The sequence below is a fragment of the Pinibacter soli genome (assembly GCF_029961145.1).
GTDB classification, from domain to species: Bacteria; Bacteroidota; Bacteroidia; order Chitinophagales; family Chitinophagaceae; genus Pinibacter; species Pinibacter soli.
Map to the genome: position 1 here is coordinate 190,949 of NZ_JASBRG010000007.1, position 24,324 is coordinate 215,272.

Below are 24,324 nucleotides of genomic sequence, written 5' to 3' on the forward strand. Positions count from 1 at the left end.
ATATGTTTGGTTCTAATGGTTTTTTTTGAAGTTTTCCCGCAGTAAGTGAGGCAATTGAGATAATTTTAAGTTCGCGCATGCTCACGGGATTTTCACGCAAAGGCGCAAAGAAAAAAAGCCAAGGGCGCTAAGGTTTCTCGCGGCGATCGCAACGAGGCGGCGACGCAACGGAGGATTTCACGCAAAGGGGCACAAGGAGCAAAGGCGCAAAGAGAAGTTTTAAATCTAAGCTCGCTGACGAATTGTTACTTCTCGATTGTCGACATCTTGCAAATCAGTAATGACACTTTGACCTTCGGGTACCCTTTGCGTCGCTTTTCGCCGCGTTCGCTGCGTGAAAAAAAACAGAGTGTTAGCGATGGAACTAATTTCCTTTGCGCCTTTGCGTGAAAAAAACTGCCGCACCACCAGAGTGCCAAAATTTGTAGTGCTTATGACCCGTTTGATTGTTTGCTTTTGTTGTTTGCTTTTTGTTGCGCCTCTGCGTGGAACCAGCCAGGCGCCGGCTATTAATTTTAAGCATATACGGAATGAGGATGGTCTCTCCAACAGCACCATCGAATGCATTTACCAGGATGGCCGCGGGTTCATTTGGTTCGGCACACGCGATGGCCTTAACCGTTATGATGGCTATAAAATAAAAGTCTTCAAAACAAACGACTCGATCGCCACAAGCATTTCCGACAACTTCATCACTTGCCTCTTCCAGGACAAATCCCAGCAACTTTGGATAGGCACTGCCAACGGCCTCAACAGTTTCGATCCTGTTACAAACGCCTTTACCCGCTACAAATACAGCGGCAAATCCGGCAGCATCAGTTATAATTATATCAGCGGCATTGTAGAAGAAAGCAACAACCGCCTCCTCGTCAGTACGCTCGGCGGCGGCCTCAATATTTTTGACAAAAACACCAAATCCTTTACGTCGCTCCGCCAAAACGGAACCGCTAAAGGACCGGCGAGCGACAAAATTTACTGTTTATATAAAGACAGCCGCGGCAACACATGGGTAGGTTCCGATGCAGGCGTGCAAATTTTCGACGCAGAAAATGCTTTTTTTAAAACACCTCTTGAAGTCAGCAACATCAGCAACGCAGTAACGGCGATTAAAGAAGACAAAGGCGGCAACCTCATCATCGGCACAGCGGGCAATGGGCTCTATTTGTTCAACCAACAGTTCAATACACTCAAACAATTCAGTCACTCCGTAACCGATAATGCTTCCATCAGCAGCAATCTTGTGCGGGCCATTTGGGTAACCGCCTCCGGCAAAATATGGACCGGGACGGTGAACGGCGGTCTCGATCTGTTCGATCCGGTAAGCGGACGTTTCTTTAATTATAAATATGAACCCGGCGATCCGCAAAGTTTATCGCAAAGAACGGTTTCCGCTTTGTTCGAAGACAACCAGGAAAATCTTTGGGTGGGCACGCACCGCGGCGGTGTTAATATATATATGCCCAAAACGGAAAAATTTTCCCTTTACCGGCAGGAGCGTAGCGACAACAGCCTTAGCTATAACGACGTAAAATCTTTCTGCGAAGATCGCGAAGGCAATATCTGGATCGGCACCGACGGCGGCGGGTTAAATTTGTTTGACCGAAACAAAAAGACCTTCACGCATTTTAAATATGATCCGCTCAATGCCCGTTCGCTCGCTTCCAACGAAGTGCTCGGCATTACGGAAGACAGCAAAGGCAAATTGTGGGTGGGTACCTGGGGCGGCGGTTTGTGCCTGCTCGACCGCGCCAGCCGCACGTTTACACGACTCACACACAACGCGGCAGACAACGGCTCCATTTCATCCAATTTTATACAGGCTATTTTTGAAGACAGCCAGCAGCGCCTTTGGATCGCCACTTACTATGGCGGTTTGAATTTGTATGATCAAAACACGAGGAAGTTTTCTGCAGTGAAAACAAGCGCCAGTGGAAAAACAAAAATTTCCGGCAACAATACCGTTTCCATTAACGAAGATAAAAGCGGCAATATCTGGATAGGTACTGATGACGGCGGCCTGAACTGCCTGCAACGCTCTACCGGCGAGTTTATCCATTACTTCAACAATGAGGAAAAAAAGCCTGACCTGCGTGTGATATTTGTCGACAGCCACAACAGGCTTTGGGTGGGACAAAAAGGTTTGTATTTGTTTGACGAAAAACAAAACGCCTTTCAACTCTTCACCAAAAAAGCCGGATTATCCGACGAGTTCATCAAAGGAATGGAGGAAGACAACAACGGCATTTTTTGGATCACTACTTCCAATGGACTCACAAAGTTTGATCCGTCTACACTTGCGTTTAAAAAATACAACACCGCCGATGGCTTACAGGGCATGGAATTCGAGGCGAATGCATTTCTCAAAACAAAAGACGGCCAGATCTTCTTTGGTGGCGTGAACGGCTTCAATAGTTTTTATCCCAAAAACATTTCAACCAACGGCTTTGTTCCGCCGGTTTACATTACCGATCTGCAAATATCCAACGACCCGCATCCATCTGCAAAGCAAAAAGAAGACATCAGCTACACGCACAAAGTGGTGCTGAGTTACAGGCAATCGACCTTTGCCTTTTCATTTGCCGCGCTCAATTACGTGGCATCGGAGAACAACAAATTTGCTTACAAACTTGATGGCTGGGACAAAGATTGGATCGAAGCGGGCAATGATCGAAAGGCTTCTTACACCAACGTGAGCCCGGGCACATACACCTTCCGCGTGCGAGCCTCCAACAACGATGGCATCTGGAACGAAACAGGACAAGAGATCACCCTCGTGATCACACCGCCGTTTTGGGCAACATGGTGGTTCAAAACAATTGTCGCGCTGATCGTTGGTGGTGTTGCGTATAGCTTTTACCAAAACAAAAGAAAACTCGAGCGCCAGAAACTGGAAGAGGAAAAGAAGGAAGAAGTGCATCAAATGCAATTGCAGTTCTTCACCAACATCTCGCACGAGTTCCGCACGCCGCTTTCACTCATCATGGGTCCGGCGGAAAAACTCATACAGGACAAAACCGCTTCGCAACATCATCAATACTATAACATCATTTACCGGAACGCTTACCGCCTCATGAATCTCATCAACGAGCTGATGGATTTCCGCAAAGCAGAATCCGGCATTTTGAAACTCCACGTCATGCCCGGCAACATGGAACTTTTTCTGCAGGAAATAGCCGAAGAGTTTGGCGGAGCGGCGAATGAAAAAAACATACACTTTACCGTTAGCACCTCCGGCATTCCCAACGAAAGCTGGTTCGACCGTCAGATACTGGAAAAAATACTCATCAACCTCATCGGCAATTCGTTTAAATACACGGCCAGCGGCGGCACCATTACCGTGCAAGCTGTCGCTTCCATGGAGGGTTACAAACCGCCTTTTGAAAACCACTTAAATATTGCCAGCGACTACAAGCCATTGCAAACAATTTACCTGCGCGTGGCCGACAATGGCATTGGTATTTCCAAAGAATCCATCGTGCATTTGTTTGAACGCTACTATAAAGTGTCCGACACGCACATGGGCTACGGCATCGGACTGGCTTTTGTGAAGAGCATAACGGCGCTGCACAAGGGAAGCATTCGTGTGTACAGCGAACGCAACAAAGGCACAGAGATCATTGTGGCATTGCCTTGCTCACGCGAAGACTTTAGCGATGAAGAACGCTGGATGAGCAACCAAACGCCGAACTCAACTTTTGCCGGTGCATACGACGTGGACGATCAAGCGGAAGAACTGCCGGTAGAGGAGGAGCCACAACCAGAAAACACCAACGCGCCGCTCATTCTGATCGTGGATGACAACGACGAACTGCGCAACTTTTTAAGGGACAGCATTGGCAAAAAATACCGCATTGCCGAAGCGGCGAATGGCAAAGATGGTTTGGCGCTTGCAAAAGCCGACCATCCCGATCTCATCATCAGCGACATCATGATGCCGGTAATGAACGGCGTTGATCTTTGCCGCCAGGTGAAGGAAGATGTGGAGATATCCGACATTCCCTTCCTGATGCTGACTGCCAAGGAATCGCTGCAATCAAAAATAGAAGGCACCGACTCCGGCGCCGATCATTATTTTACCAAACCGATCAGCATTAACCTGCTGGAAAAAACGATCGACAACATCTTCAAGCAAAAAGAAAAGCTAAAGGAAAAATACCGCCGCGACTACTACAGTGAAGTGAAGGACATTGTACAAAGCAGCAAGGACAAGGATTTCCTGCAAGAGCTGATCACTGTAATTGAAACGCACATCAGTAGCCCGGAAATGGACATCAACTACATCTGCACGCAAATCGGCATGAGCCGCACGAGCCTCTACCATAAAATAAAAAGCATCACCGGCCAATCCATCGGCGAATTCATCCGCAGCATCCGCCTGAAAAAAGCCGCCCAGCTTTTAACAGAAGAAGACATCTCAATCACCGAAGCGATGTACAGTGTGGGGATACAAACGCAGTCGTATTTCACGAAAGCATTTAAGAATGAGTTCGGGAAAACGCCTAGCCAGTTTTTGAAGGAGTTGAAGAGGTGAGGGAAGAGGTTTTATTTGTATTTTACGATTCAATTAAATTTTAATTGAAATATTAACCCCTTATCTAGAGTCAAAATGTTCATATCAAAAGTTAGCATCAGAAACTATCGAAATTTTAAAAACTCTAAATTTATTTTTAAAGAAGGAATTAATACGATAATCGGAGAGAACGGAGCCGGGAAGACAAATCTTTTTCGAGCTCTTCGATTATTGTTGGACGATTCATATTTACAATACTCTTATAAGCTATCCGAAAATGATTTCAATAGATCATTAAAAGATTGGAAAGGACAATGGATTATTATTAGCATAGAGTTTGATAAAATAAATAACAATGAAGCAATTCAATCATTATTTATTCATGGCACTGGATTAGTTCAGGAAAATTATGTCAATAAGGCCACCTATACATTATTCTTTCGTCCCAAAATAAATGTTAGACAAAAGCTTTCGGATTTAAAAAAAGGCGATACGGAAGGCTTAAACAAAATCCTTCGAGAGATAACAATAAAAGATTATGAAACTTTTTTTACTGGAAAAAGTACAGCTGACTTTAATAATTTCCAAACATATAAGAAACTGGTAGGAGATTTTGAAAAGATTGAATTTCCAGAACCAACATACTTCGATGCTTCTCTTTTTGGAACTAAGATCCCACATCAACTTTCTATTTCAAAAGAAGTTTGTTTCACATTTATTAAAGCGCTACGCGATGTTGTTAGTGATTTTCAAAACAACAAAACAAATCCTCTATTAACTCTATTAAAAAACAAAAGCGGAAAAATAAAACCGGAAACTTTTGAACCAATAAATGAATTAGTTGAAAAGCTAAATCAAGAAATAGAATCAATGGAGGATGTTGAAAGTATTAGAGAGGATATAAAAAATACAATTCAAGACACAGTTGGTCGAACTTATTCACCATCTTCACTTTCGATTAAATCGAGTGTTCCTGATGATGCTGATAAGCTCTTACAATCATTAAAACTTTTTATCGGAGAATCGGACGAAGCCTACGAAGGTAATATTCATGAGCTAAGTTTGGGTGGAGCAAACCTTGTTTTTCTTACATTAAAATTATTGGAATTTAAATATCAAAAAACTAAAGATTCTTTTGCCAATTTTCTAATGATAGAAGAACCTGAAGCTCATATTCACACTCATATTCAAAAAACACTTTTTGATAAATTAGATTACTCGGATACTCAAATTATCTATTCGACACATTCAACGCAAATCTCAGAGGTAAGTAATGTTGAAAATGCAAATATTCTGGCAAAAAAAACAAACTATGCTGAAGTATACCAACCCTCTGCAGGTTTAGATCCAGAGAATATATCTGAAGTCCAGAGGTATTTAGACGCAGTAAGAACTAACTTGCTTTTTGCAAAAGGAGTAATATTAGTCGAAGGAGATGCCGAAGAAATATTGATTCCTCAACTGATAAAACAGGTATGGGGTGTTAGTCTTGACGAATTAGGAATTAGTTTAATCAACATTAGAAGTACTGGCTTCACGAATGTCGCCCAATTATTTCACTCAGATCGGATTCGCAGGAAGTGTGGTATAATTACAGATTTAGATCAAGCAATATGCGACACAAGTGTCTTACCAGAAGATAGCGAAGAAATTGAAACGTACAAAAAACGACTCAAAAGATCTGAAAGTGTTGGTAGGCAAAGAAAAGAAACTTTGGATAAGCTTGCACTAAAAAACGAATGGCTCGAAGTATTTTATGCCACCCACACTTTTGAGGTAGATTTAATAAAGGCAGACAACGCGTTTGAGGTAAGTAGAATATCAAATAAGATTTACAAGGACACGGAAACTATAGAGTTAGCCGATGCAGAACTTTTTTCAAATGATGTTTCAATATATGGCAAGCGTGTCATTACAATGGCGAAACATGTAGGGAAAGGGTGGTTTGCAATTTTATTAGCAAAAGAAATTACTTGTCACACTATTATTCCCGAATATATCGTAAATGCAGTTCTTTTCGCGAAAGAATATTATTCAAATAACCTAATTGCCGACATTGTAGAATTCAGAATTAGAAATTACTCCTTTGAAACGACAATGTATTCTGCAAATTGTAAATCTGCGTTGACGCTATACAGAAAGAGAGAAATCGATATAACGGAGTTAATTTCAACATTAGAACAGACAATGGCAAACGACCAAATTATATCAGTACTTAAAAGAATTGAACTAAATGTTTTCCTTGGATAACAACGATTTAAATCTGGAGCAACAAAATTCAATACTCTGCGCTGAGAGTGTCTTACTTGTGGCCTGTCCGGGAAGTGGCAAAACAAGAACTTTGACATATAAAATTGCATATGAACTTTCAAGACTTAAATCCAGCAAAGAGTTTGTTATTGCAATCACATACACTAATAATGCGGCAGATGAAATCAAGGACAGAATAGAATTATTGGGAGTTGACATTGCAAACTTATGGATCGGAACAATTCACTCTTTCTGCTCACAATGGATTTTACGCCCTTATGGCTTATATCACGAAAGATTAAAATATGGCTTCAGAGTGATCAACTCACACGAATCAGAAAAGTTGCTTGCTGATCTATGCAACCATTTTAAGTTTCCAGGAGTTTCGGTTTGGGACTGTAACCTCTTGGCCAGACCTGATCAATTAGTTATAACCTGCTTGGATAAAAGAAAACACAAATACATTGAGCAGATTTATGAAAGATATTTTGAAATCTTGAAAGACAATAATCAGATAGACTTTGAACAAATATTATTTTATTCCTATCAAATATTGCTAAAGAATCCAATAATTGCAAAAACATTGGGCAATTTGTTTCCGTTCATTTTAGTGGATGAATACCAAGACACAAAAGAGATTCAATATCATATTATCGCGAAAATTCTAAAAGCAAATAAAGAAAGTTCAAAAACTTTAATTGTAGGCGACCCCAATCAATCTATTTTTGAATCGCTTGGAGGTTACCCAATGCCCAAAGGTGAATTAGAAAACCTGTTTGGTTTTCAATTGGCGGAATTCGAATTAAAAAACAACTATAGATCTTCGGAGAAAATCACCAAATACTTTGAATATTATAAAGTATATCCAAGCAAAATAATCGCGGCGGGTAAACACAAAGAACATAATAGCCTCATCACATTCAATAGCGTTGTATCCGTTAATAACCTAATTGATGAAATCGCGAGACTACTGCAATTCAATATAGAAGATCTAGGCATCTCACCAAATGAAATATGTATTGCAGCTCCTCAATGGGTTCATATCGCAAGCATCACTAGGCGGCTAATGGTGAAACTTCCGGATTATAGTTTTGATGGTCCTGGGATGGCTCCATTTTCAAGAGATATTGAAAATTTTTGGTTTAAAGTTTCTAGGATTGTATTGACTGAACCTTCGCCGTTTATGTATGTACGTCGTTTACGTTGGGCCAAAGTGATATTAGAAGAACTCAATTCAATGGGCATCAATGTTACTGACATGTCAAACAAAAACTTCCTATCCATATGTAATTCTATCACCTTGGGTGAACAAGACGGTTTAACATATCTACAAATCTTTTTTAAACAATTGAGTCAAAGGTTGTCGATAGACATCGATCATTTCCCAATGCTGAAAGAACATTACAAATCATTCTTCGAAAGCTCTCAAGCTCGAATAGATAGACTTAAAAAAGATGGAGGAGCATACATCTCTGACATTGAAAATTTCAGAAAAGTTTTTAAACAAAAAGATGGAATAACCGTATCTACTCTTCACGGTATAAAGGGCGAAGAATACGATACAATGATTGGATTTGGGCTGTTGCACAACTACGTTCCTCACTTCAGTGACGAGCGAGGAGACGAAACCTCAAAGAAAATGTTGTATGTATTAGCATCGAGGGCCAGAAAGAATCTTCATATTATTTCGGAGACGGGGCGAGTTAATGGGAGAAGAGAAAATCTGTTACCAACAAGCCACTTAAAAAACTATACCTATGACTACGATGTTTTTTAGAATTTTTTAGGTGTGGGAACTTAAGTTGCCACACCTCTGGGATTAAATCTTAACTTCTTAAAAATTATTTAAGATTAATAGCGCTGAAGTCACTTTCCCTCCATCAACTTCTCCAACCTCGCAATCATTTCCTCTTTCTCCTTCAACATCCTTTCATACAGCGCAATCTTCTCGTCATGCAATTGAACAATCATATCAATTGGATTGAATGTAGGATTGCTATTGAAAAATGACGGTTGCTGACAATGATCGAAATTAGCTGTATTGGAAATTACATTGATGGCTTGTTCGTCATCTAAATTTTGGAAAACCTCTACAGGAATATTCAAGGCAGTAGAAACCAATAGTAAAATCTCGGGTTCAATTGTTTCCTTTTGTTCGAGTAAGGAAATTTTGCGTTGGGTCCATTCTTCGCCCATTTCATCAGCGAGGCCTTCTTGCTTCCAGCCTCTCATTTCACGGAAACGTTTTACGTTGCGGCCTTCGTGTATTTTGTGCGTAGGGTTGTGTGTTGCCATAAGAGCAAATTAAGAAAAAAGTTTTGAGTTTTGAAAAGCTTAAGGCCTAAGGCTTAACGCGCAACGCATAACGCGGGGCACCTCGAAGATGCGGGCACTCCGTTAGGCGTTGAGCATTTGGCATTAAGCGTTTAGCATGCCTTAATAAGTATTTGAGTGGAAAAGTATTTGGTAGGGGAGCGCAAATTTACACTTTTAATGAACACCGAAATCCTCTTGCAGCATAATAACTTTCTGCGCCGTTATGATACAGGAACACGGTGTTGTAGCGACGGTCACAAAAAACGGCGCCGCCGAGTTTGCGGATGTCGGCAGGAGTGGATACCCAACTGGAGGTTTTTAAATCGAACTGGCCGAGTTGCTGCAACTCGCGATACTGGGTTTCGGTTAAGATGTCAACGCCCATGTCGGCAGCCATGTTGATGGCGCTGTCTTCGGGTTTGTGTTCCTTTCTTGATTCCAGCGCCTGGTGGTCGTAACAAAGACTTCTGCGGCCCTTGGGACTTTCCGCGGAGCAATCATAAAAAGTAAACTCGTTTGTTTTTTTATCGTAAGCTACCACGTCGGGTTCGCCGCCGGTTTCTTCCATTTTTTGCAGCGACCAACATTTGTCTGGCTGCGCTTCCAGCTTTGCCTGCACGGCGGTCCAGTCAAGACCTTTGTGGCAGTTCATGTTTTTTTCGAACCGTGTCTTTAAAGTTTTTAGTAGTTCGCCGGTTTCGGCGGCGGAGAGTTTGTTTGTTTTTTTCATGGTTGGTTTGATTTGTTGGTTGATGATCGGCGACTAGACCTGACAGGTTTTGGTGAGATGGTTGAAATATTTCGACTGCCTGGTGAAACCTGTCAGGTCTTGCAGCCTATGTTTCATGCATCAAATTCAATGTAATAAATTATACGTTCCACAACCTTGTCGGTGTCCATTTTTTCCGGAAGCCAATCGATGTCCTTCATCATATCCTTGATTAAAAACATCTCCATGCAATAACTAAATCCCGGGCATTTTTGATTGGTAATATCCGTTGTATTCATCTCCATTTCTTCTTCCGTCAATTCCAATAATATGACTTCTGAAGAAGGCAATAATTTGCCGTCTATTTTTCGGGCGTACAAAACCAGATCATCATTTATTGTAGCACTATTCAGTATGGCTTCTTTTAAATTCATGCGCTTTTGATTTTCCCGAATATTACACTGCGTCATTGCCCGCCCGGATGAATCCATTCGGACAGGCGAGGTCAGCGGAGTTTGCAGATCGAAAGTAATAAATAAAGTCCCACGTTTATGAACGGCCGAAGCAATCTCTGCTGGCACACGGGGATTGCTTCGCCGGTGCGAAATTGACAAAGTTTCATTTCGTATTGCGGTCAACATTCTAATTCCTAATCTTCAAGTCCTTTACCCGCTAATATCTGTGGCATATACTTTTCAATTCTGGCTTCACGCGTTTTCGCTTGTTTGGCTTGGGAGAAGTACAACAAATATCCGCGCTGGCGGCCGGGCGTTAGGGCTTCGAATGCTTTTTTCAGCGCTGGTTTTTTGTTCAGTTGTGACTGGAACTCCTCGGGAACGGGATATTCCTTCGTCTTTTTAAGTGGCACTTTCAGTCCGGCTTTTTCTACTTCAATGGCCTCGTATACGTAGGACTTCAACGTGCGTTCCTTAATTTCTTTTATGTTGGTATAACGGATCTGACGCTGTGCCTGCACATTTTCTGTTTGCTGTATTAGTATGCCTTCGGGATCATTCAACAATGCTCCTTTGAAAAACAACACCGCGCAGTATTCTTTAAAAGTGTGGATCAGCACAATGTTAGAGCCTTCGTACTGATAGCAAGGGCAGCCCCATTTCACTTCTTCGGTAAGGCCACAATCAAGAATAATTTTTCTCAATTTCTCTGTTTCCTTACTCCAGGCTTTGTCTTTCTCGAAGTAAAAATCAGCCTTAGGATTCATGCCGTTCATGTGATGAGTTTATTAATTAACTAACAACTACCGCTACAGGTTTTCTATCCGCCGGACGGAAATACCACGATACCGCAGTGAGCACTAAAAGCAATATTACCGGAAAAATGGCTCCGGCAGAAGTATCACCCGCTGCGATATGCGAAAATAATGCGCCTGACATTATAAAGAAAAAACCTGCATAGGCCCATTCTTTCAGGATCGGAAATTTAGGAATCAGCACAACGATCGCGCCAACGATTTTCAGAACACCCAGCAGCGTCAGCATATAAGCAGGGAAACCTAAAGTGTTCACAACACTGTCGTAGCCTCCGGCTCCGGTTTTTGTTTTCATTAATTGTACAAGTCCGGTAGAGATCATTCCCAAAGCCAACCAGGCGGTGGAGATCCAGTAGATGATTTTTTGTGTTTTTGTCATGATGTTGATTTTTGTTGCACACGGATGACACGGATTAGACGGATTTACACGGATCTTTTTTGAAATTGCTCTAAAAATGTAGCAGACCTTATTGGCTAATGGTATACTCTGGGTGTCAGGCTGAGCTTGTCGAAGCCTTGCTACACTCTAATCCGTTATCACTTAAAAAGCCACTAACAAATCCGTGCAAATCCGTCAAATCAGTGTCATCCGTGTGCTATTGATTTTTAAATAGGTTGTTTCATTTTGCTTACAACTTCTTCAAGGCGGTTGTGCGCCATGTTGATACCGCCGACGAACGGAAGTTTCATTACCTGGTCGCGCTGGGCGACAGTTTCGTAAATGACATGCATATTGAGGCGACTGGAATTGTCGGTGAGTTTTTCAAATTCGTAGACCTCGAGCTGCACACCGAAAGGAGTGTTCTCCATTTCAAATGTCCGGGTGATCTTTTTCTCCGGAACCAATTCGTGAATCACACCGCTGGCGCTGAAGACAACATTTCCTTTGGGATCGCTGGTCTGGTACTGCCAGCTACCATGTTTCTTACTTTCCAGTTTCAGCACTTTGGTGCCCATCCATTGTTCCACAATTTCCGGTTCAACATATGCCTTAAAGAGCAATTCAACCGGCAATTCAAAATCTCTTGTAATGACTACATCGTGTTTGCCTTCTTCGGCAGTGACTTTTGTTTTTCGTTCCATAGTTTTAGTGTAAAATGGTTTTTAAATTTCGAACAAGTTTATGGTGCTTTAATGACTGAATAGACTGAATAACTGAATAAACTGAAGGGTTGAGTATTTGAAATACCGAATAACTGCTGCCATAATGCAATGTTGACCTTCAAGTTCAGTCTATTCAGTTATTCAGTTTATTCAGTCATTCCTTTGGCTTGTAAGCTTTCATAATCTCCTCCAGCTTATCAAATCGCTCATCCCACATCTTGCGGAATGGTTCGATAAAGTCGTCAACTTCTTTCATTTTTTGGACGTTTATATGGTAATGAATTTCCCGGCCATTTTGTTCCTGGCGAAGCAATTCGCATTCGGTTAGAATGGCAAGGTGTTTAGAAACGGTCGGCCGGGCAGTATCGAAATTGGCAGCAATGGCACCGGCGGTCATGGATTGCGAAGCCACGTGAACGAGGATGGCCCGTCGCGTGGGATCAGCTATAGCTTGAAAGACATCTCTACGTAAATTCATTGCGTAGCTATTTGGCTACAAATATATATGTAGCTATTTGACTACGCAAGTTTTTGAGAGATTTTTTTTGGAGAGAGGGCACACGGATGACACGGATCGGACGGATTTGCACGGATTATTGTTTGAGGGAATAACTTGATCAGTGACCACTTTAGGACTTGTCTTTTAGTTAAACAACACTAAATTTTAATGAAACAAACACTCATAACTTATTTAAAATAAGCGAATTAATGACACTATCTTAAAGATTGGTTTAAAATAAGAGCAAAACGTCATAACCTATTGATTAGTATATATTTTAAAAACAAAACCTAGCATAGAAGCCGTTATTTAGCTTCAGCCAACGGTTCCAGGGAACGATAAATCTTCAAGTTAATATTCTCATACAATGGGTGCTGAAAGCAGCCAGAATAACCCGCAAGCCAACGCACAGATTTTATCTCAAACAATAGCTTAATGATGAACTGAATGAGCCAGGAAATCCACAAGTTTCCCGTAGCTCGGCATAAAAATATCAAGCCGAATTCAGGGTAGTCCGGTAAATTTTCATCGGATGGTTCGTGTGGCCTTCAAACCAGCCATTCCAATGTATGGCAATCCTGTATTGGATTTGACCAGATTCAACCTCAATCCAGCGCAGTTTTTCATCAGCTTATTTTGTCTTATAATTTATATTATGTTAAATAGAGTCATGGCGATTTTATAGTGATTCTATACCCCACCACATTTATTAACAGCCTTCTAACACGTCAATTTGTAATTGATTGTAATATTCTGGAAATAGAAAAGCCACTGGAAATTCAAATACCGGTCTCCTATAATTTGTTGAAGATTTACCTGACCTTCTGCCTTGACATTCATTAAAGCGGATGACTTCTGTCTTATCAATAAAAGAAAACCGGTGGAACAACTCCGCCGGTTTTATCGCTTAAACTGCCTTGTCGATTAAAATATTTACTTGTCTTCCACAATCTTAAACGTTATTGGCTGCTTTTTATACGATTTCAGCTTTACACTCTTTACGATTGCCGGCTTCCATTTCGGACTGTTTCTAATAACGTCCATGGCAGCGTCCTGCAGTAATTTAGGGCCGCTAATTGCTTGTATATCATAAATTGATCCGTCTTTATCTACAATAAATTGTACGACAACCGTTCCGTCAACTCTTTTGCGGACCGCTTTGTCTGGATAAACAAGATTGTGAGCGAGAAACTTGTTCCAGGCAGGAACTCCTCCTGGAAATGACGACTCAACTGTGTCGGGTTGGGTAGCTTTCGCGTCCATCGAATCGGCGAAAATGGCCTGCTGCGCATGTGCGGACGCCGATGCAAAAAATACCACAGCAAGGGCGATAAGGATTCTTTTCATTCGGTAGTTTTTGATTGATTAATTGTAAATGACAAATAGTGAATACCGTGCAAAATAAAAAAACCGGCAGAATTATCTGCCGGTTCTATATACTTTAAGTTTACTTGCCACTTCTAGTGTTGCTTATCCACGTTGTTAAACTTGTCTTCGTAAACTTTCATTTTGTCTTTGTTACCTTTTTGGTCGTAGATGGTAACCAACAGATCAAGCGCATCTTTCAACGCTGATTTGTCGTCCATTTTCAATTTACCCTGGCTACCAAGGATCTGGTCAACTTTCTCAAAGTAAGGAACTGCCTCATCGAATTTTTTATTCATTTCATCTCTGATAGCTGCCTTTTGTTTGATTTGATCCGGAGTCAATTTACCTGCTGCACCTGGTTTAATTGCTTTTGCTTTCGCGTTCAGGTCAACACCCTGGTTGTAGCTGATTTGTCCCAATACAAGGTTTGGCTGTGCGTAGTTAGGCTTAATTTCCAGTACTTTTTTGAAGTTTTCCTGTGCTTCTTTGATCAACTCGTCTGAGTTAGCCGGACGAGCTGCAGCGTCTGCTTTATATGCTTCCTGGTAAAGTTCAACCGCATAGTTGAATCTGTAAACAGAACTATCAGGATATTTAGCGATCATTTCTTTGTACTTGTTGAACAAAGCCTGTTTGTCGCCTTTTTCACGCAGGTAGTCTAACTCGTAGCTTTCCCAGAAACCATCGGCAGGATAAACTTCTTTACCCAAACCAAGGTTTTTCTTCATGTTTACGTCATCTTTCTTATCAGCGTAATATACAACCAGCCATTTGTAGATCTGGTCCATACCTTCACCATGCACTTTTGCATTAGCCAATTTTGCATAGTAATTAGCAGCGTCATCTTTCAGGTTTGCTTTTTCTGCAGAGATACCGGCGTACAGAACTACGTTTGTATCCAGGGAAACAGTACTCCATTTGTTGTCGAACATATAAGCGCCAGCTTCCAAACATTTTTGGAAGTTAGGATATGCATCTTTGTAATCTCCTCTGTTGTAAGCCGCCGCGCCAGATTTGAAATAACCCTGGTAAATATCCATTACCGGCTTGTAATTGTCGATCTGCAATTGCAGGTATTGCTTTTTTTCGTCCATTGAAACGTATTTTTTCAATGCGTCGAAAGCGTCTACACGTGCAGTTGGATATTTTGAAGAAATGGAAGAATCAGCAGCAAGGCCATTGTAAATTTTAGCTTTTGTGTACCATGCATCCTGCTCTTTCGCGTTCTTTTCTACAGCAAGGTATTGATCGATCTGAGTCTTTGCGTCTTCATACTTTTTATTCTTTTCCAGATCCTTGATCTTGTCAAGCTTTTGGGCAAATGAGCCAACTCCTACGGCAAGTAGCAATAGAGAAAAAACTGCTTTTTTCATTTTTTTGAATTTGAAATGTAAGGATTTTTATAGCGTATCATTATTTGTTTCTTCGGTACCATTTTCATCTTCCAGAGAACCGTTTTCTTCTTGTGCACTATTTTCATTGATCACAGTGTCAACTCCATCGCCGGTTGTAATGCCTTCTTCAGCATTTTCCACAACTTTCTCTTCTTCGTGTTCGTCCAGTTTGGTGATCGCTGCAATTTCGTCGCCGTCATCCAGCCTTATCAGTTTCACACCCTGGGTTGCACGTCCCGCTTCGCGGATATCGCCTATGGCTGTACGAATGGTCAAACCAGATTTACAAGTGATCATCAGATCTTCTTTCTCAGTTACTTCCAAAATACCTACCAGCGGACCGGTTTTATCGGTAACGGAAATGGTTTTTACACCTTTACCGCCTCTGTTGGTAATTCTGTATTCGTCGATCGGTGTTCTTTTACCGAAGCCTTTTCCACTTACTACCAACACGGTTTTTGATTGATCCTCCTTATTAACACATATCATACCAATTACCTCGTCGGTTTCATCATCTACCTCAATTCCTGCAACACCGATGGCACCACGACCTGTTGGACGAACTTTTTCTTCAGGGAAACGGATCGCACGGCCACTTTTCACAGCCATCATGATCTCGCAATTTCCGTCGGTCAGTTTCGCATACAATAATTCATCGCCTTCAACAATGGTAATTGCGTTTACACCACTTGTTCTCGGACGGCTGAAATCTTCCAGGCTCGTTTTCTTAATAATACCTCTTTTTGTACAAAGGATAATATAATGTTGACTAACAAAATCCTTGTCGCCAAGGTTCTGAATATCAAGGATCGTTCTGATCTTGTCATCCGGCGGAATTTGCATCAGGTTCTGGATCGCACGCCCCTTGCTGTTCTTCTCGCCTTCAGGAATTTCATAGACTTTCATCCAGTAGCAACGTCCCTTTTCTGTAAAGAACAACATGGTGTGGTGAGTAGATGCCACAAACAGGTGCTCTATGTAGTCTTCGTCACGGGTTTTTCCACCCAAAGCACCGCGGCCACCGCGTCTTTGCTGGCGATATTCGCTTGCAGATGTACGTTTGATATAACCAAGGTGGGAAATGGTGATTACCACGTCTTCCTCTTCAATAAAGTCAAGAACGTTTACTTCGTCAGCCAGGTAAGTGATCTCTGTTTTACGCTCATCACCAAATCTTGCTTTTACTTCTTCCAGTTCTTTTGTGATCACTTCAAATCTTCTGCCTTCGTTGGCCAAAAGTTCTTTTAAGTCGGCAATAAGGCGCATAATCGCAGCATGTTCTTCGCGGATCTTGTCAATTTCCATTCCGGTTAAACGCTGCAAACGCAGTTCCAGAACGGCTTTTGCCTGAATCTCAGTCATTCCAAAATTCGTCATCAAACCTTCTCTCGCAATATCCGGTGTGGTAGAGTTACGGATCAACGCGATCACTTCATCCAGGTGATCCAGCGCTATCATATAACCTTCTAATATATGGGCCTTTTTCTCAGCTTCTCTTAATTCAAATTGTGTGCGGCGAACAACTACTTCGTGACGGAAATCCACAAACTCTGCCACCATTTCGCGAACGCCAAGGGTTTTAGGTTTCCCTTTTACCAGCGCCACATTATTGATACCAAATGAAGTTTGCAGCTCGGTGAATTTGTACAATTGGTTGATCACGATATTCGCAACGGCATCTCTTTTCAGATCTACCACGATACGCGTACCTTCTTTTTTGTTGGATTCGTTGTTTACGTGAGCGATGCCTTCGATTGTTTTAGCAACCACGAGCTGACCGATCTTATCGCAAAGAGCATCACGGTTAACCTGGTAAGGCACTTCGGTAATGATAAGCGTTTCTCGTCCGCTTGGTTTGGTTTCCACGTGCACGCGGCCACGAAGAACGACTCTTCCGCGGCCAGTCATCAAACCTTGCTTCACGCCTTCCATTCCCCAGATGATACCACCTGTCGGGAAATCCGGTGCTTTAATAATATTGCACATTTCTTCCGCTGTAATGGAGCGGTTTTGAATATAGGCGAAACATCCGTCGATAACTTCGGTAAGGTTGTGCGGCAAAATATTCGTTGCCATACCTACCGCGATACCGGTGGAACCGTTTATAAGCAATTGAGGAATACGTGTAGGTAAAACGGTTGGCTCTTTTAGGGAGTCGTCAAAGTTCAATTGGAAATCAACCGTGTCTTTTTCGATGTCGTCCAGCATAGCTTCCGCCATACGGTGCATACGAACCTCCGTATAACGCATAGCCGCCGGTCCGTCGCCATCCTGGCTACCAAAGTTACCCTGACCGTCCACCAGTGTGTAACGCATGCTCCACTCCTGCGCCATACGTACCATGGTATCATATACAGATTTATCACCATGTGGGTGATATTTACCCAACACCTCACCCACAATACGGGCAGATTTTTTATAAGGTTTGTTGTAACTGTTTCCCAGCTCATTCATTGCATACAGCACCCTTCTGTGAACAGGCTTAAAACCGTCCCGTACATCTGGCAAGGCACGTCCTACAATAACCGACATCGAATAATCGATGTAGGCGGACTTCATTTCTTCTTCAATATTTATGGGCTGAATACGGTTCTGGTCGTTCGTTTGAGATGGTAATTGGTTATCTTCCATACTTTTTTCCAAAAAGTAACGTTTATGTAGTTACTTATTAATTTATTATTAAAAATCTTTTAGAATAGTGGCAAATTTACCTGTTTTACCAATGAAAACCAGTTTTATAGCGTGACTTTTTGGGGTGTTTTTTCCACTTTTTACAAAGGTTAATAACAACAAAACAATATAAAATGACATAAATCAACCCAGCGACCAAAACCTACACTAAAACCAACAAATAAATCCAATAACTAAATTATCTGGCATAAATCTTGGGAATATTAACCCACTATAACACATTGCCTTAATAATTTAAACCTAGTCAGATGAGAGCTTCACTTACCTTGATCCTGGTGGTTGCCATGGTAACTACCTTGCACGCAATCAGGATCTACGAGAAACACGAACGTTCGAAAGGTAGCCTCGTAGCGCCGAAATTTTCTTTAGAAAGAGAGGCAGACGTAGCGAACGAAACAGATTCAATGAACATTTTCACGAACCTGATGACAAGACAACGACCAGTTGCACAAATGAGTAACTAATTTTCCACCTAACGATTATTGACAAAAAAGCCTGGCATTTGTATAAAAGCAAAAAGCGGTTTCAATTTTGGAACCGCTTTTTGCTTTTATAAGTTTTGAGTAATGAGTTCTGAGTTCTGAGTCGGGCGTTTATTAGGCAAAATATCAACGTAAATAAAAAACCAGATAGCTTTTTCTAAAACTATCTGGCTCTATGGGCTTTTACTCACAACTCAGAACTCATTACTTATTGTTGAACAACGTATAAAACAATCCCACTTGCAACACGCTGTTTTTAAAGTCTGCGCTTTTCCAGGATGCATTGCTTACGTTGCTAACTTTTGTCAGACCCACATTATAACGGGCTCCGATTCCCAGGCCAAATTTTGTATGATAACCTAAACCTGCTGCCCATGCGAAATCAGCGCCGTTGGTTACATCTTTCACACTCTGGTTCATAAAGTCGCCACCACTTACGTTGATAGAAACTACCGGACCTGTTTCCACATAAAAACCGCCGGGACTTTGTACTTTCAACATAACAGGAATGCTGAAGTAATTCAGTTTAAAATCCTGCTTATTACCAGTTTCACGGTCTTCGATTGTTGCGCCCTGAGTGGAGAATAAAAGTTCCGGCTGCAATGAAATTACTTCTCCGAATTTATAGTTTACAAATGCACCTGCATGGAAACCTATCAATGAACTTTTCTTTGCTGTGGAAAAATCTCCTCCGGTAAAGTTGCTAACGTTTACGCCTCCTTTTACACCTAGCTGAAATTTTTGTGCAAAACTCGCGCTACTGACAAATAACAATGAGGCAAATAGAATCTTTTTCATAAAGTCTTTTTTGTGTGTTTAAATAGTTTTAAAACGGTACTAACATTGACTGTGTACAACACAACATGTTTAATTCAACAAAACAAATTGTTGTCTTAACGATATTGCGAGATCATCCTTTCAATAATCGTTCCATCTTCATCTTGCGTATCATTTTAAATAACTTAATTTCATGTGAGAGCTCAACGCTAAATGCTAAACGCTTAACGCGAAGCTCGCTGCATTTAGCGTTGAGCATTGGGCAAAAAAAATTATCATGAAAGAAATCCTCGTTGCCGGTGCAGGTAAATCATCTGTTTTCCTGATTGAATATCTTTTGCAACACGCTGCAGAAAAGGATTTGCATGTTACCGTTGCTGATGCATTTTTAAAGAATGCAGTTGATAAAATAAATGGCAACAAATACGGCACTGCAGAGAAGCTTGATGTGAATGATATTGATAAAAGACAACAGCTGGTGCGCAAAAGCGATATCGTTATTTCCATGTTGCCTCCTGCCCTGCACATCGAGTTGGCAAAGGATTGTGTATTGTTTGAAAAACATTTGCTCACTGCTTCTTACACCGACGAAGCCGTAAAAAAAATGACTGAGGAAATAGAAACCAGGAACATCTTGTTCTTGTACGAAATGGGGCTCGATCCCGGCATTGACCACATGAGTGCCATGCAAATGATACATGCTATACAAAAAGATGGCGGCAAAATTATTTCATTCAAATCGCATTGTGGTGGTCTTGTTGCGCCGGAGAGTGACAACAATCCGTGGCACTACAAAATATCATGGAATCCTGCAAACGTTGTAAGAGCGGGCAAGGCAGGCGCTTCATTTAAAGAAGATGGTGAGATAAAAAACATCACTTACGATCATCTTTTTTCTCCGGAAAATAAGGTGATGGTAAATGATGAACTCTATTCTTTTTATGCCAACCGGGACTCACTTGCATACATCGACCTGTACAATCTGCACGATACAAAAACTTTTGTAAGAACCACATTGCGTCATCCTGATTTTATCAAAGGCTGGGCCGCCATTGTTGAATTACATTTAACAGACGAAACAAAAAAACTGCAAACCGACGGGCTGTCTCCTGCCGATTTCTTTAAAAAGCATGTGGATGAAAATGGTTTGCAAAAGGCATTGCCAGACGATCCAATAGTACTCGAGCAGTTTGCGTTCATAGATTTTTACGACGATGGAGAACACATCAACAGAGGTTTGTTTACGCCCTGTGAAATATTGCAATACCTGCTCGAGAAAAATCTTGTACTCACGCCAGCCGATAAAGACATGATCGTGATGTTGCACGAAATTGAATTTGAAAAAAATGGCAACACGCATTTGCACAAAAGCAGCCTTGTAGTCACTGGAGATGATAACATCCATACGGCCATGGCCAAAACAGTGGGCCTGCCTCTTGCAATCGCAGCAACAAAGATCTTAGACGGAACTATTACCCTCCGCGGATTACATATTCCTACTGTTCCAGAAATTTATAACGTGGTGATGAGCGAGCTGGAAAAGCTGGGCGTGAAATTTTCATTAATTGAAATTTGAAAATGGAGAGTTGAAAATGGTCTTAAAGTGTCGCACCCAAAGCATTTTCAACTTTCAATTCTCAATTAACTTCCGCGTCTCTCACCGAAAGTATCTTATACTCAATATCCCTGTAAACGATCTTGTATTTGCCGGGTTGCAGGTATAAATAATAGTAACCATTTTCTGCCGTGTTGTATGTTTGGTCAGCAGGAATCAAAACGCCGATATCTTTGTTTACACCTTCGCTTAGATAGTAAGCCTGAACGAGATACAAACTTTTCTCCGTCGGTTTTACCGGATATTCTTTTTTCAAACCATTCATCGAATACCAATCCGGACGGCCATTTTTATATTGTGTTTGCGGATGAACGACCACAATGTCATAACCCGTTGTTGCCAGCAAATCTACGGGCTGATTGTTTTTTATGGCAACAGAAGGTTTTGAAATCGGATATCGGCCAATGTATTGATCATAGAAAATTCTTCCGTATTCAAAATCACTTAGCTCGGTCATATCCGTTTGGTTAATAGTAATCGGATCAATATCAGAGAGTCGTTTAAATGCAAGCGCCATCGGAATATATTTGTCGATCGGCTCTTCAAAAATGTGTCCATGACTTGCCTGAACGACTATTTTCGCTGAACTGTCTTCCTGTAATACTTTGTAAATATTAGCGGCTTGCACCAACTCTCGCTGAAACGAAGAATGGGAATACACTGAGTCCTGGTAAGCCACCAGTTTAAAGCCGATCTTCATTGCCATGCGCAACATCTCAGCATTCACGGGCTCATGTATGTATTTGCCGCTGTTGATATCAATGACTTCTGGTTTTACACTTGCATTATTATTTAAGGCTTCTACCGCAAAATATCTGAACCCCTGTTTATGCAAATCCTGCAGCAAAGAAATGGTGAACACCCTGTGTTGTGGCTTGCACTGTGATTCATTGATCATTACCACCTTTGCAGCAGCGGTTCTGTCGAGTATGTATTTCTTAGCGTCCACATGTTGAATGTTACGTAAAGTATCAACATATGATGTGATAGAAGTTGCAACCTTTTTGCTCAGCGTATCATATCCTTTTGCAGAATAATGCAGCGCCGATTGGTAGTCTGCAACCGATGTGAGGTAGTCGCTGAAATCATCATAAAAAAATTTGTCCTGGAAAGAACGCTTGATCTTGTTTTCATTCTGCAAAGCGGCGTATAAGGGAAACAGATAGTTGATCCTGTTGTTTACTCTATCGCTTAATCGCAAAACAGATGAGTCTGCCAAACTTTTTTTCGATGTATTGATGTACGTTTTTATCTGCGTTAAATAAGGAGATGGCTGCGCAAAAACGGCCATGGAAACAAATAAGAAACTAATCAGGAAAAAGCTTTTAAAACGCATTTGAGAAAATTAGTGTGCAATATTAAAGGAATGTGTAATAAAATAGTGATTATGAAATGTTAACCTTTCAAAGACATTAGTACACAGATGATGCTGATCAGACCGATTTACGCAGATCAATAATTGAATAACTGAAACGAAGGTCGAAGTTGTGCTCAGTTACTCAGTTATTCAACGGATAAAATCCGTGTAAATCAGTCTAACCTGTGTCATCCGTGTACTGATTGTTGCTCATACCACGCTCTCATTTCATTATAAGTTTCTATGTCTGTGATTTTGTCATTGAGAAGTTGCTTAAAAGATAGGCCTTTTATATCCATTTGGTATTTCACCATTAACCAGAATTTAAGATAAGCAGTGCCTAAAAAAGTAGGACCTTCATCTACAAAGGTCTGAGCATATTGAAAACCCTCATTTTCATAATTGACCAATCGGCCTATGTTTTCGCGAAGAATTTCCTTTTCGTCTGTTTGGGATGATTTATAGCAAACATATTCTGCATAGCCTTCCCATTTCCAGATCGGAATATTTTTGATGGGTCTCGAATGGAACAATCCCAAAGCATTGTACTGATAACAGTGGATCATTTCATGCGCTACAGTCCGCGCCATTTGGCGGTTGAAGCCGTTCAACGCGATCCATTGAAAAGAATTATCTGGCTTGCCATTCAGTATAATATTATTGTGGTACCCCCATGCATAAGCATCTCCATAAATGCCCCTTAATATTTTGGGGAACTCGCTGCCATCATTTAAAAACACATCGAGTTTGAAAGCTGAATCATAAATTTCACTGTTCTGCACAAGCGAAATAGCTTTGTCGAAAACTTTGTTGTAGGCTGTATCATAAGGCATCGAGGAGTATACAGAAATGCCACGGTAGTTGTGTTTGCTGGCATACATGATTTGAGGATTCAACATGAACAGCACGAAAATTACCAGCAACAGCAGAAAAATAACAGTGAAGCGGATAATTATTCTTGCAATTCTCCTCATAGTGGTGGTCTCAAATGTGATTATTCATTACAAATAAGCAAACTGAAAGTTCTGCCGGAAACTGAATAACTGAGTAACTGAATAACTGATCTTTAACGTCGATCTTTTCTCAATAATTCAGTATTCAGCCATTCAGTTACTCAGTTACTCAGTTACCCAGTTATTCGGTCATTCAGTCCTCCTCAGCATCTTCTGCAATTCCCTCATCCCTTCCGTGGCGGGCTTTTCAATCGCTGTCAGGTTGCCGATGGATGAGACATATGGAATGCGTTTGTCAACAATATATTTTTCTATGTGATCGGGCGAATAATTTACCAAACCTGCTGCAGGATATACAACCAATGACGTGCCCACCACTGCAAAAATATCCGCACGCCTTACAACGCTGATGGCGCTTTCGATCATTGGAACGGCTTCGCCAAACCACACGATATGTGGGCGCCATTGCGCACCATCGGAGGCTTTATCTCCCAGCTTGATATCTTCTTTGATTGGAGCGATGAGATGTTCGTTCTTTTCGCTGCGCATTTTGAAAATCTCTCCGTGCAGATGCATTACATTCGTGGAGCCTGCACGTTCATGAAGATCATCAATATTTTGCGTGATGATCTGAACATCAAAATCATTCTCAAGTTCAGCCAATGCGATGTGTGCATCATTTGGTTGTGCGTCCAGTACATTTTTCCTTCTGAAATTATAAAACTCCAATACCAATGCAGGATTCTTCATCCAGGCCTGCGGAGTCGCCACTTCTTCTATATCATATCCTTCCCAAAGTCCGTCACTATCGCGAAATGTTTTTAATCCGCTTTCCGCGCTGATGCCGGCACCGGTTAGAACGACAAGTTTCTTTTTCATGGTTGAGAGTTTGTAAAAGATATGTGCTAAGTCAAAAAGAAAAAGTCAAAACGTGCAATGCAGACTTATTTTTAAAAGGCGACCCGATTGTTTTGTTGACTTTAGACTTTAGTAAAAGACCTCATTTGCGGCAGTCCGCAACGTTTTTTA

At 41.3% G+C, this 24,324-nt stretch carries 19 protein-coding genes; 5 read left to right on the plus strand and 14 right to left on the minus strand.

Annotated elements, in window-relative coordinates; genetic code table 11:
* Positions 1-358 precede the first annotated feature (358 nt).
* The 3 genes from QJ048_RS11780 to QJ048_RS11790 all read left to right on the plus strand — a co-directional run bounded on the left by QJ048_RS11780 (position 359) and on the right by QJ048_RS11790 (position 8,537).
* Entirely contained in the window at positions 359-4,531 is a 4,173-nt protein-coding gene (locus QJ048_RS11780; protein WP_282334554.1) for a hybrid sensor histidine kinase/response regulator transcription factor, read from the plus strand.
* 75 nt (positions 4,532-4,606) lie between these two features.
* A complete protein-coding gene (locus tag QJ048_RS11785) occupies positions 4,607-6,760 on the plus strand; it encodes an AAA family ATPase (RefSeq protein WP_282334555.1) in 2,154 nt (717 codons plus the stop codon).
* The gene (locus tag QJ048_RS11790) at positions 6,753-8,537 is read left to right on the plus strand and encodes a UvrD-helicase domain-containing protein (protein ID WP_282334556.1); all 1,785 of its coding nucleotides are present in this window, start codon (positions 6,753-6,755) and stop codon (positions 8,535-8,537) included. Before QJ048_RS11785 ends, QJ048_RS11790 begins: the two co-directional genes overlap by 8 nt.
* Positions 8,538-8,626: 89 nt before the next feature.
* Here QJ048_RS11790 and QJ048_RS11795 read toward each other — a convergent pair whose 3' ends face one another.
* The 10 genes from QJ048_RS11795 to gyrA form a co-directional block, all read right to left on the minus strand.
* Entirely contained in the window at positions 8,627-9,055 is a 429-nt protein-coding gene (locus tag QJ048_RS11795; RefSeq protein WP_282334557.1) for a helix-turn-helix domain-containing protein, read from the minus strand.
* A gap of 187 nt (positions 9,056-9,242) precedes the next feature.
* Positions 9,243-9,806, minus strand: coding sequence for a DUF4256 domain-containing protein (locus QJ048_RS11800; RefSeq protein ID WP_282334558.1), 564 nt, complete (start codon positions 9,804-9,806; stop codon positions 9,243-9,245).
* A 113-nt stretch (positions 9,807-9,919) separates the two neighbouring features.
* Positions 9,920-10,219 (minus strand): hypothetical protein, encoded by a 300-nt coding sequence (locus tag QJ048_RS11805; RefSeq protein ID WP_282334559.1) that lies wholly within the window; start codon positions 10,217-10,219, stop codon positions 9,920-9,922.
* 215 nt (positions 10,220-10,434) lie between these two features.
* Entirely contained in the window at positions 10,435-11,007 is a 573-nt protein-coding gene (locus QJ048_RS11810) for a YdeI/OmpD-associated family protein (protein ID WP_282334560.1), read from the minus strand.
* A gap of 25 nt (positions 11,008-11,032) precedes the next feature.
* Positions 11,033-11,434, minus strand: a complete 402-nt coding sequence (locus QJ048_RS11815) for a DoxX family protein (RefSeq protein WP_282334561.1) — start codon at positions 11,432-11,434, stop codon at positions 11,033-11,035.
* 227 nt (positions 11,435-11,661) lie between these two features.
* Positions 11,662-12,138, minus strand: a complete 477-nt coding sequence (locus QJ048_RS11820) for an SRPBCC family protein (RefSeq protein ID WP_282334562.1) — start codon at positions 12,136-12,138, stop codon at positions 11,662-11,664.
* 175 nt (positions 12,139-12,313) lie between these two features.
* Positions 12,314-12,637, minus strand: a complete 324-nt coding sequence (locus QJ048_RS11825) for an ArsR/SmtB family transcription factor (protein WP_282334563.1) — start codon at positions 12,635-12,637, stop codon at positions 12,314-12,316.
* Between the two features lie 954 nt (positions 12,638-13,591).
* The gene (locus QJ048_RS11830; RefSeq protein ID WP_282334564.1) at positions 13,592-14,005 is read right to left on the minus strand and encodes an energy transducer TonB; all 414 of its coding nucleotides are present in this window, start codon (positions 14,003-14,005) and stop codon (positions 13,592-13,594) included.
* 113 nt (positions 14,006-14,118) lie between these two features.
* A complete protein-coding gene (locus tag QJ048_RS11835) occupies positions 14,119-15,399 on the minus strand; it encodes a hypothetical protein (RefSeq protein ID WP_282334565.1) in 1,281 nt (426 codons plus the stop codon).
* A 27-nt stretch (positions 15,400-15,426) separates the two neighbouring features.
* Positions 15,427-18,051, minus strand: coding sequence for a DNA gyrase subunit A (gene gyrA / locus QJ048_RS11840; RefSeq protein ID WP_282334566.1), 2,625 nt, complete (start codon positions 18,049-18,051; stop codon positions 15,427-15,429).
* A gap of 308 nt (positions 18,052-18,359) precedes the next feature.
* On the opposite strand from gyrA, the gene QJ048_RS11845 reads away from it, so the two are divergent.
* On the plus strand, positions 18,360-18,575 hold the full coding sequence (locus QJ048_RS11845) for a hypothetical protein (protein ID WP_282334567.1): 216 nt from the start codon (positions 18,360-18,362) through the stop codon (positions 18,573-18,575).
* 222 nt (positions 18,576-18,797) lie between these two features.
* Here QJ048_RS11845 and QJ048_RS11850 read toward each other — a convergent pair whose 3' ends face one another.
* On the minus strand, positions 18,798-19,391 hold the full coding sequence (locus QJ048_RS11850; RefSeq protein ID WP_282334568.1) for a porin family protein: 594 nt from the start codon (positions 19,389-19,391) through the stop codon (positions 18,798-18,800).
* A 256-nt stretch (positions 19,392-19,647) separates the two neighbouring features.
* Here QJ048_RS11850 and QJ048_RS11855 point away from each other — a divergent pair, with 256 nt between their 5' ends.
* The gene (locus QJ048_RS11855) at positions 19,648-20,946 is read left to right on the plus strand and encodes a saccharopine dehydrogenase C-terminal domain-containing protein (RefSeq protein WP_282334569.1); all 1,299 of its coding nucleotides are present in this window, start codon (positions 19,648-19,650) and stop codon (positions 20,944-20,946) included.
* A gap of 61 nt (positions 20,947-21,007) precedes the next feature.
* On the opposite strand, the gene QJ048_RS11860 is transcribed toward QJ048_RS11855, so the two are convergent.
* The 3 genes from QJ048_RS11860 to QJ048_RS11870 all read right to left on the minus strand — a co-directional run bounded on the left by QJ048_RS11860 (position 21,008) and on the right by QJ048_RS11870 (position 24,174).
* Entirely contained in the window at positions 21,008-22,321 is a 1,314-nt protein-coding gene (locus QJ048_RS11860; RefSeq protein ID WP_282334570.1) for a hypothetical protein, read from the minus strand.
* A gap of 209 nt (positions 22,322-22,530) precedes the next feature.
* The gene (locus QJ048_RS11865; RefSeq protein ID WP_282334571.1) at positions 22,531-23,316 is read right to left on the minus strand and encodes a hypothetical protein; all 786 of its coding nucleotides are present in this window, start codon (positions 23,314-23,316) and stop codon (positions 22,531-22,533) included.
* 168 nt (positions 23,317-23,484) lie between these two features.
* On the minus strand, positions 23,485-24,174 hold the full coding sequence (locus tag QJ048_RS11870) for an SIR2 family NAD-dependent protein deacylase (RefSeq protein ID WP_282334572.1): 690 nt from the start codon (positions 24,172-24,174) through the stop codon (positions 23,485-23,487).
* Positions 24,175-24,324 lie beyond the last annotated feature (150 nt).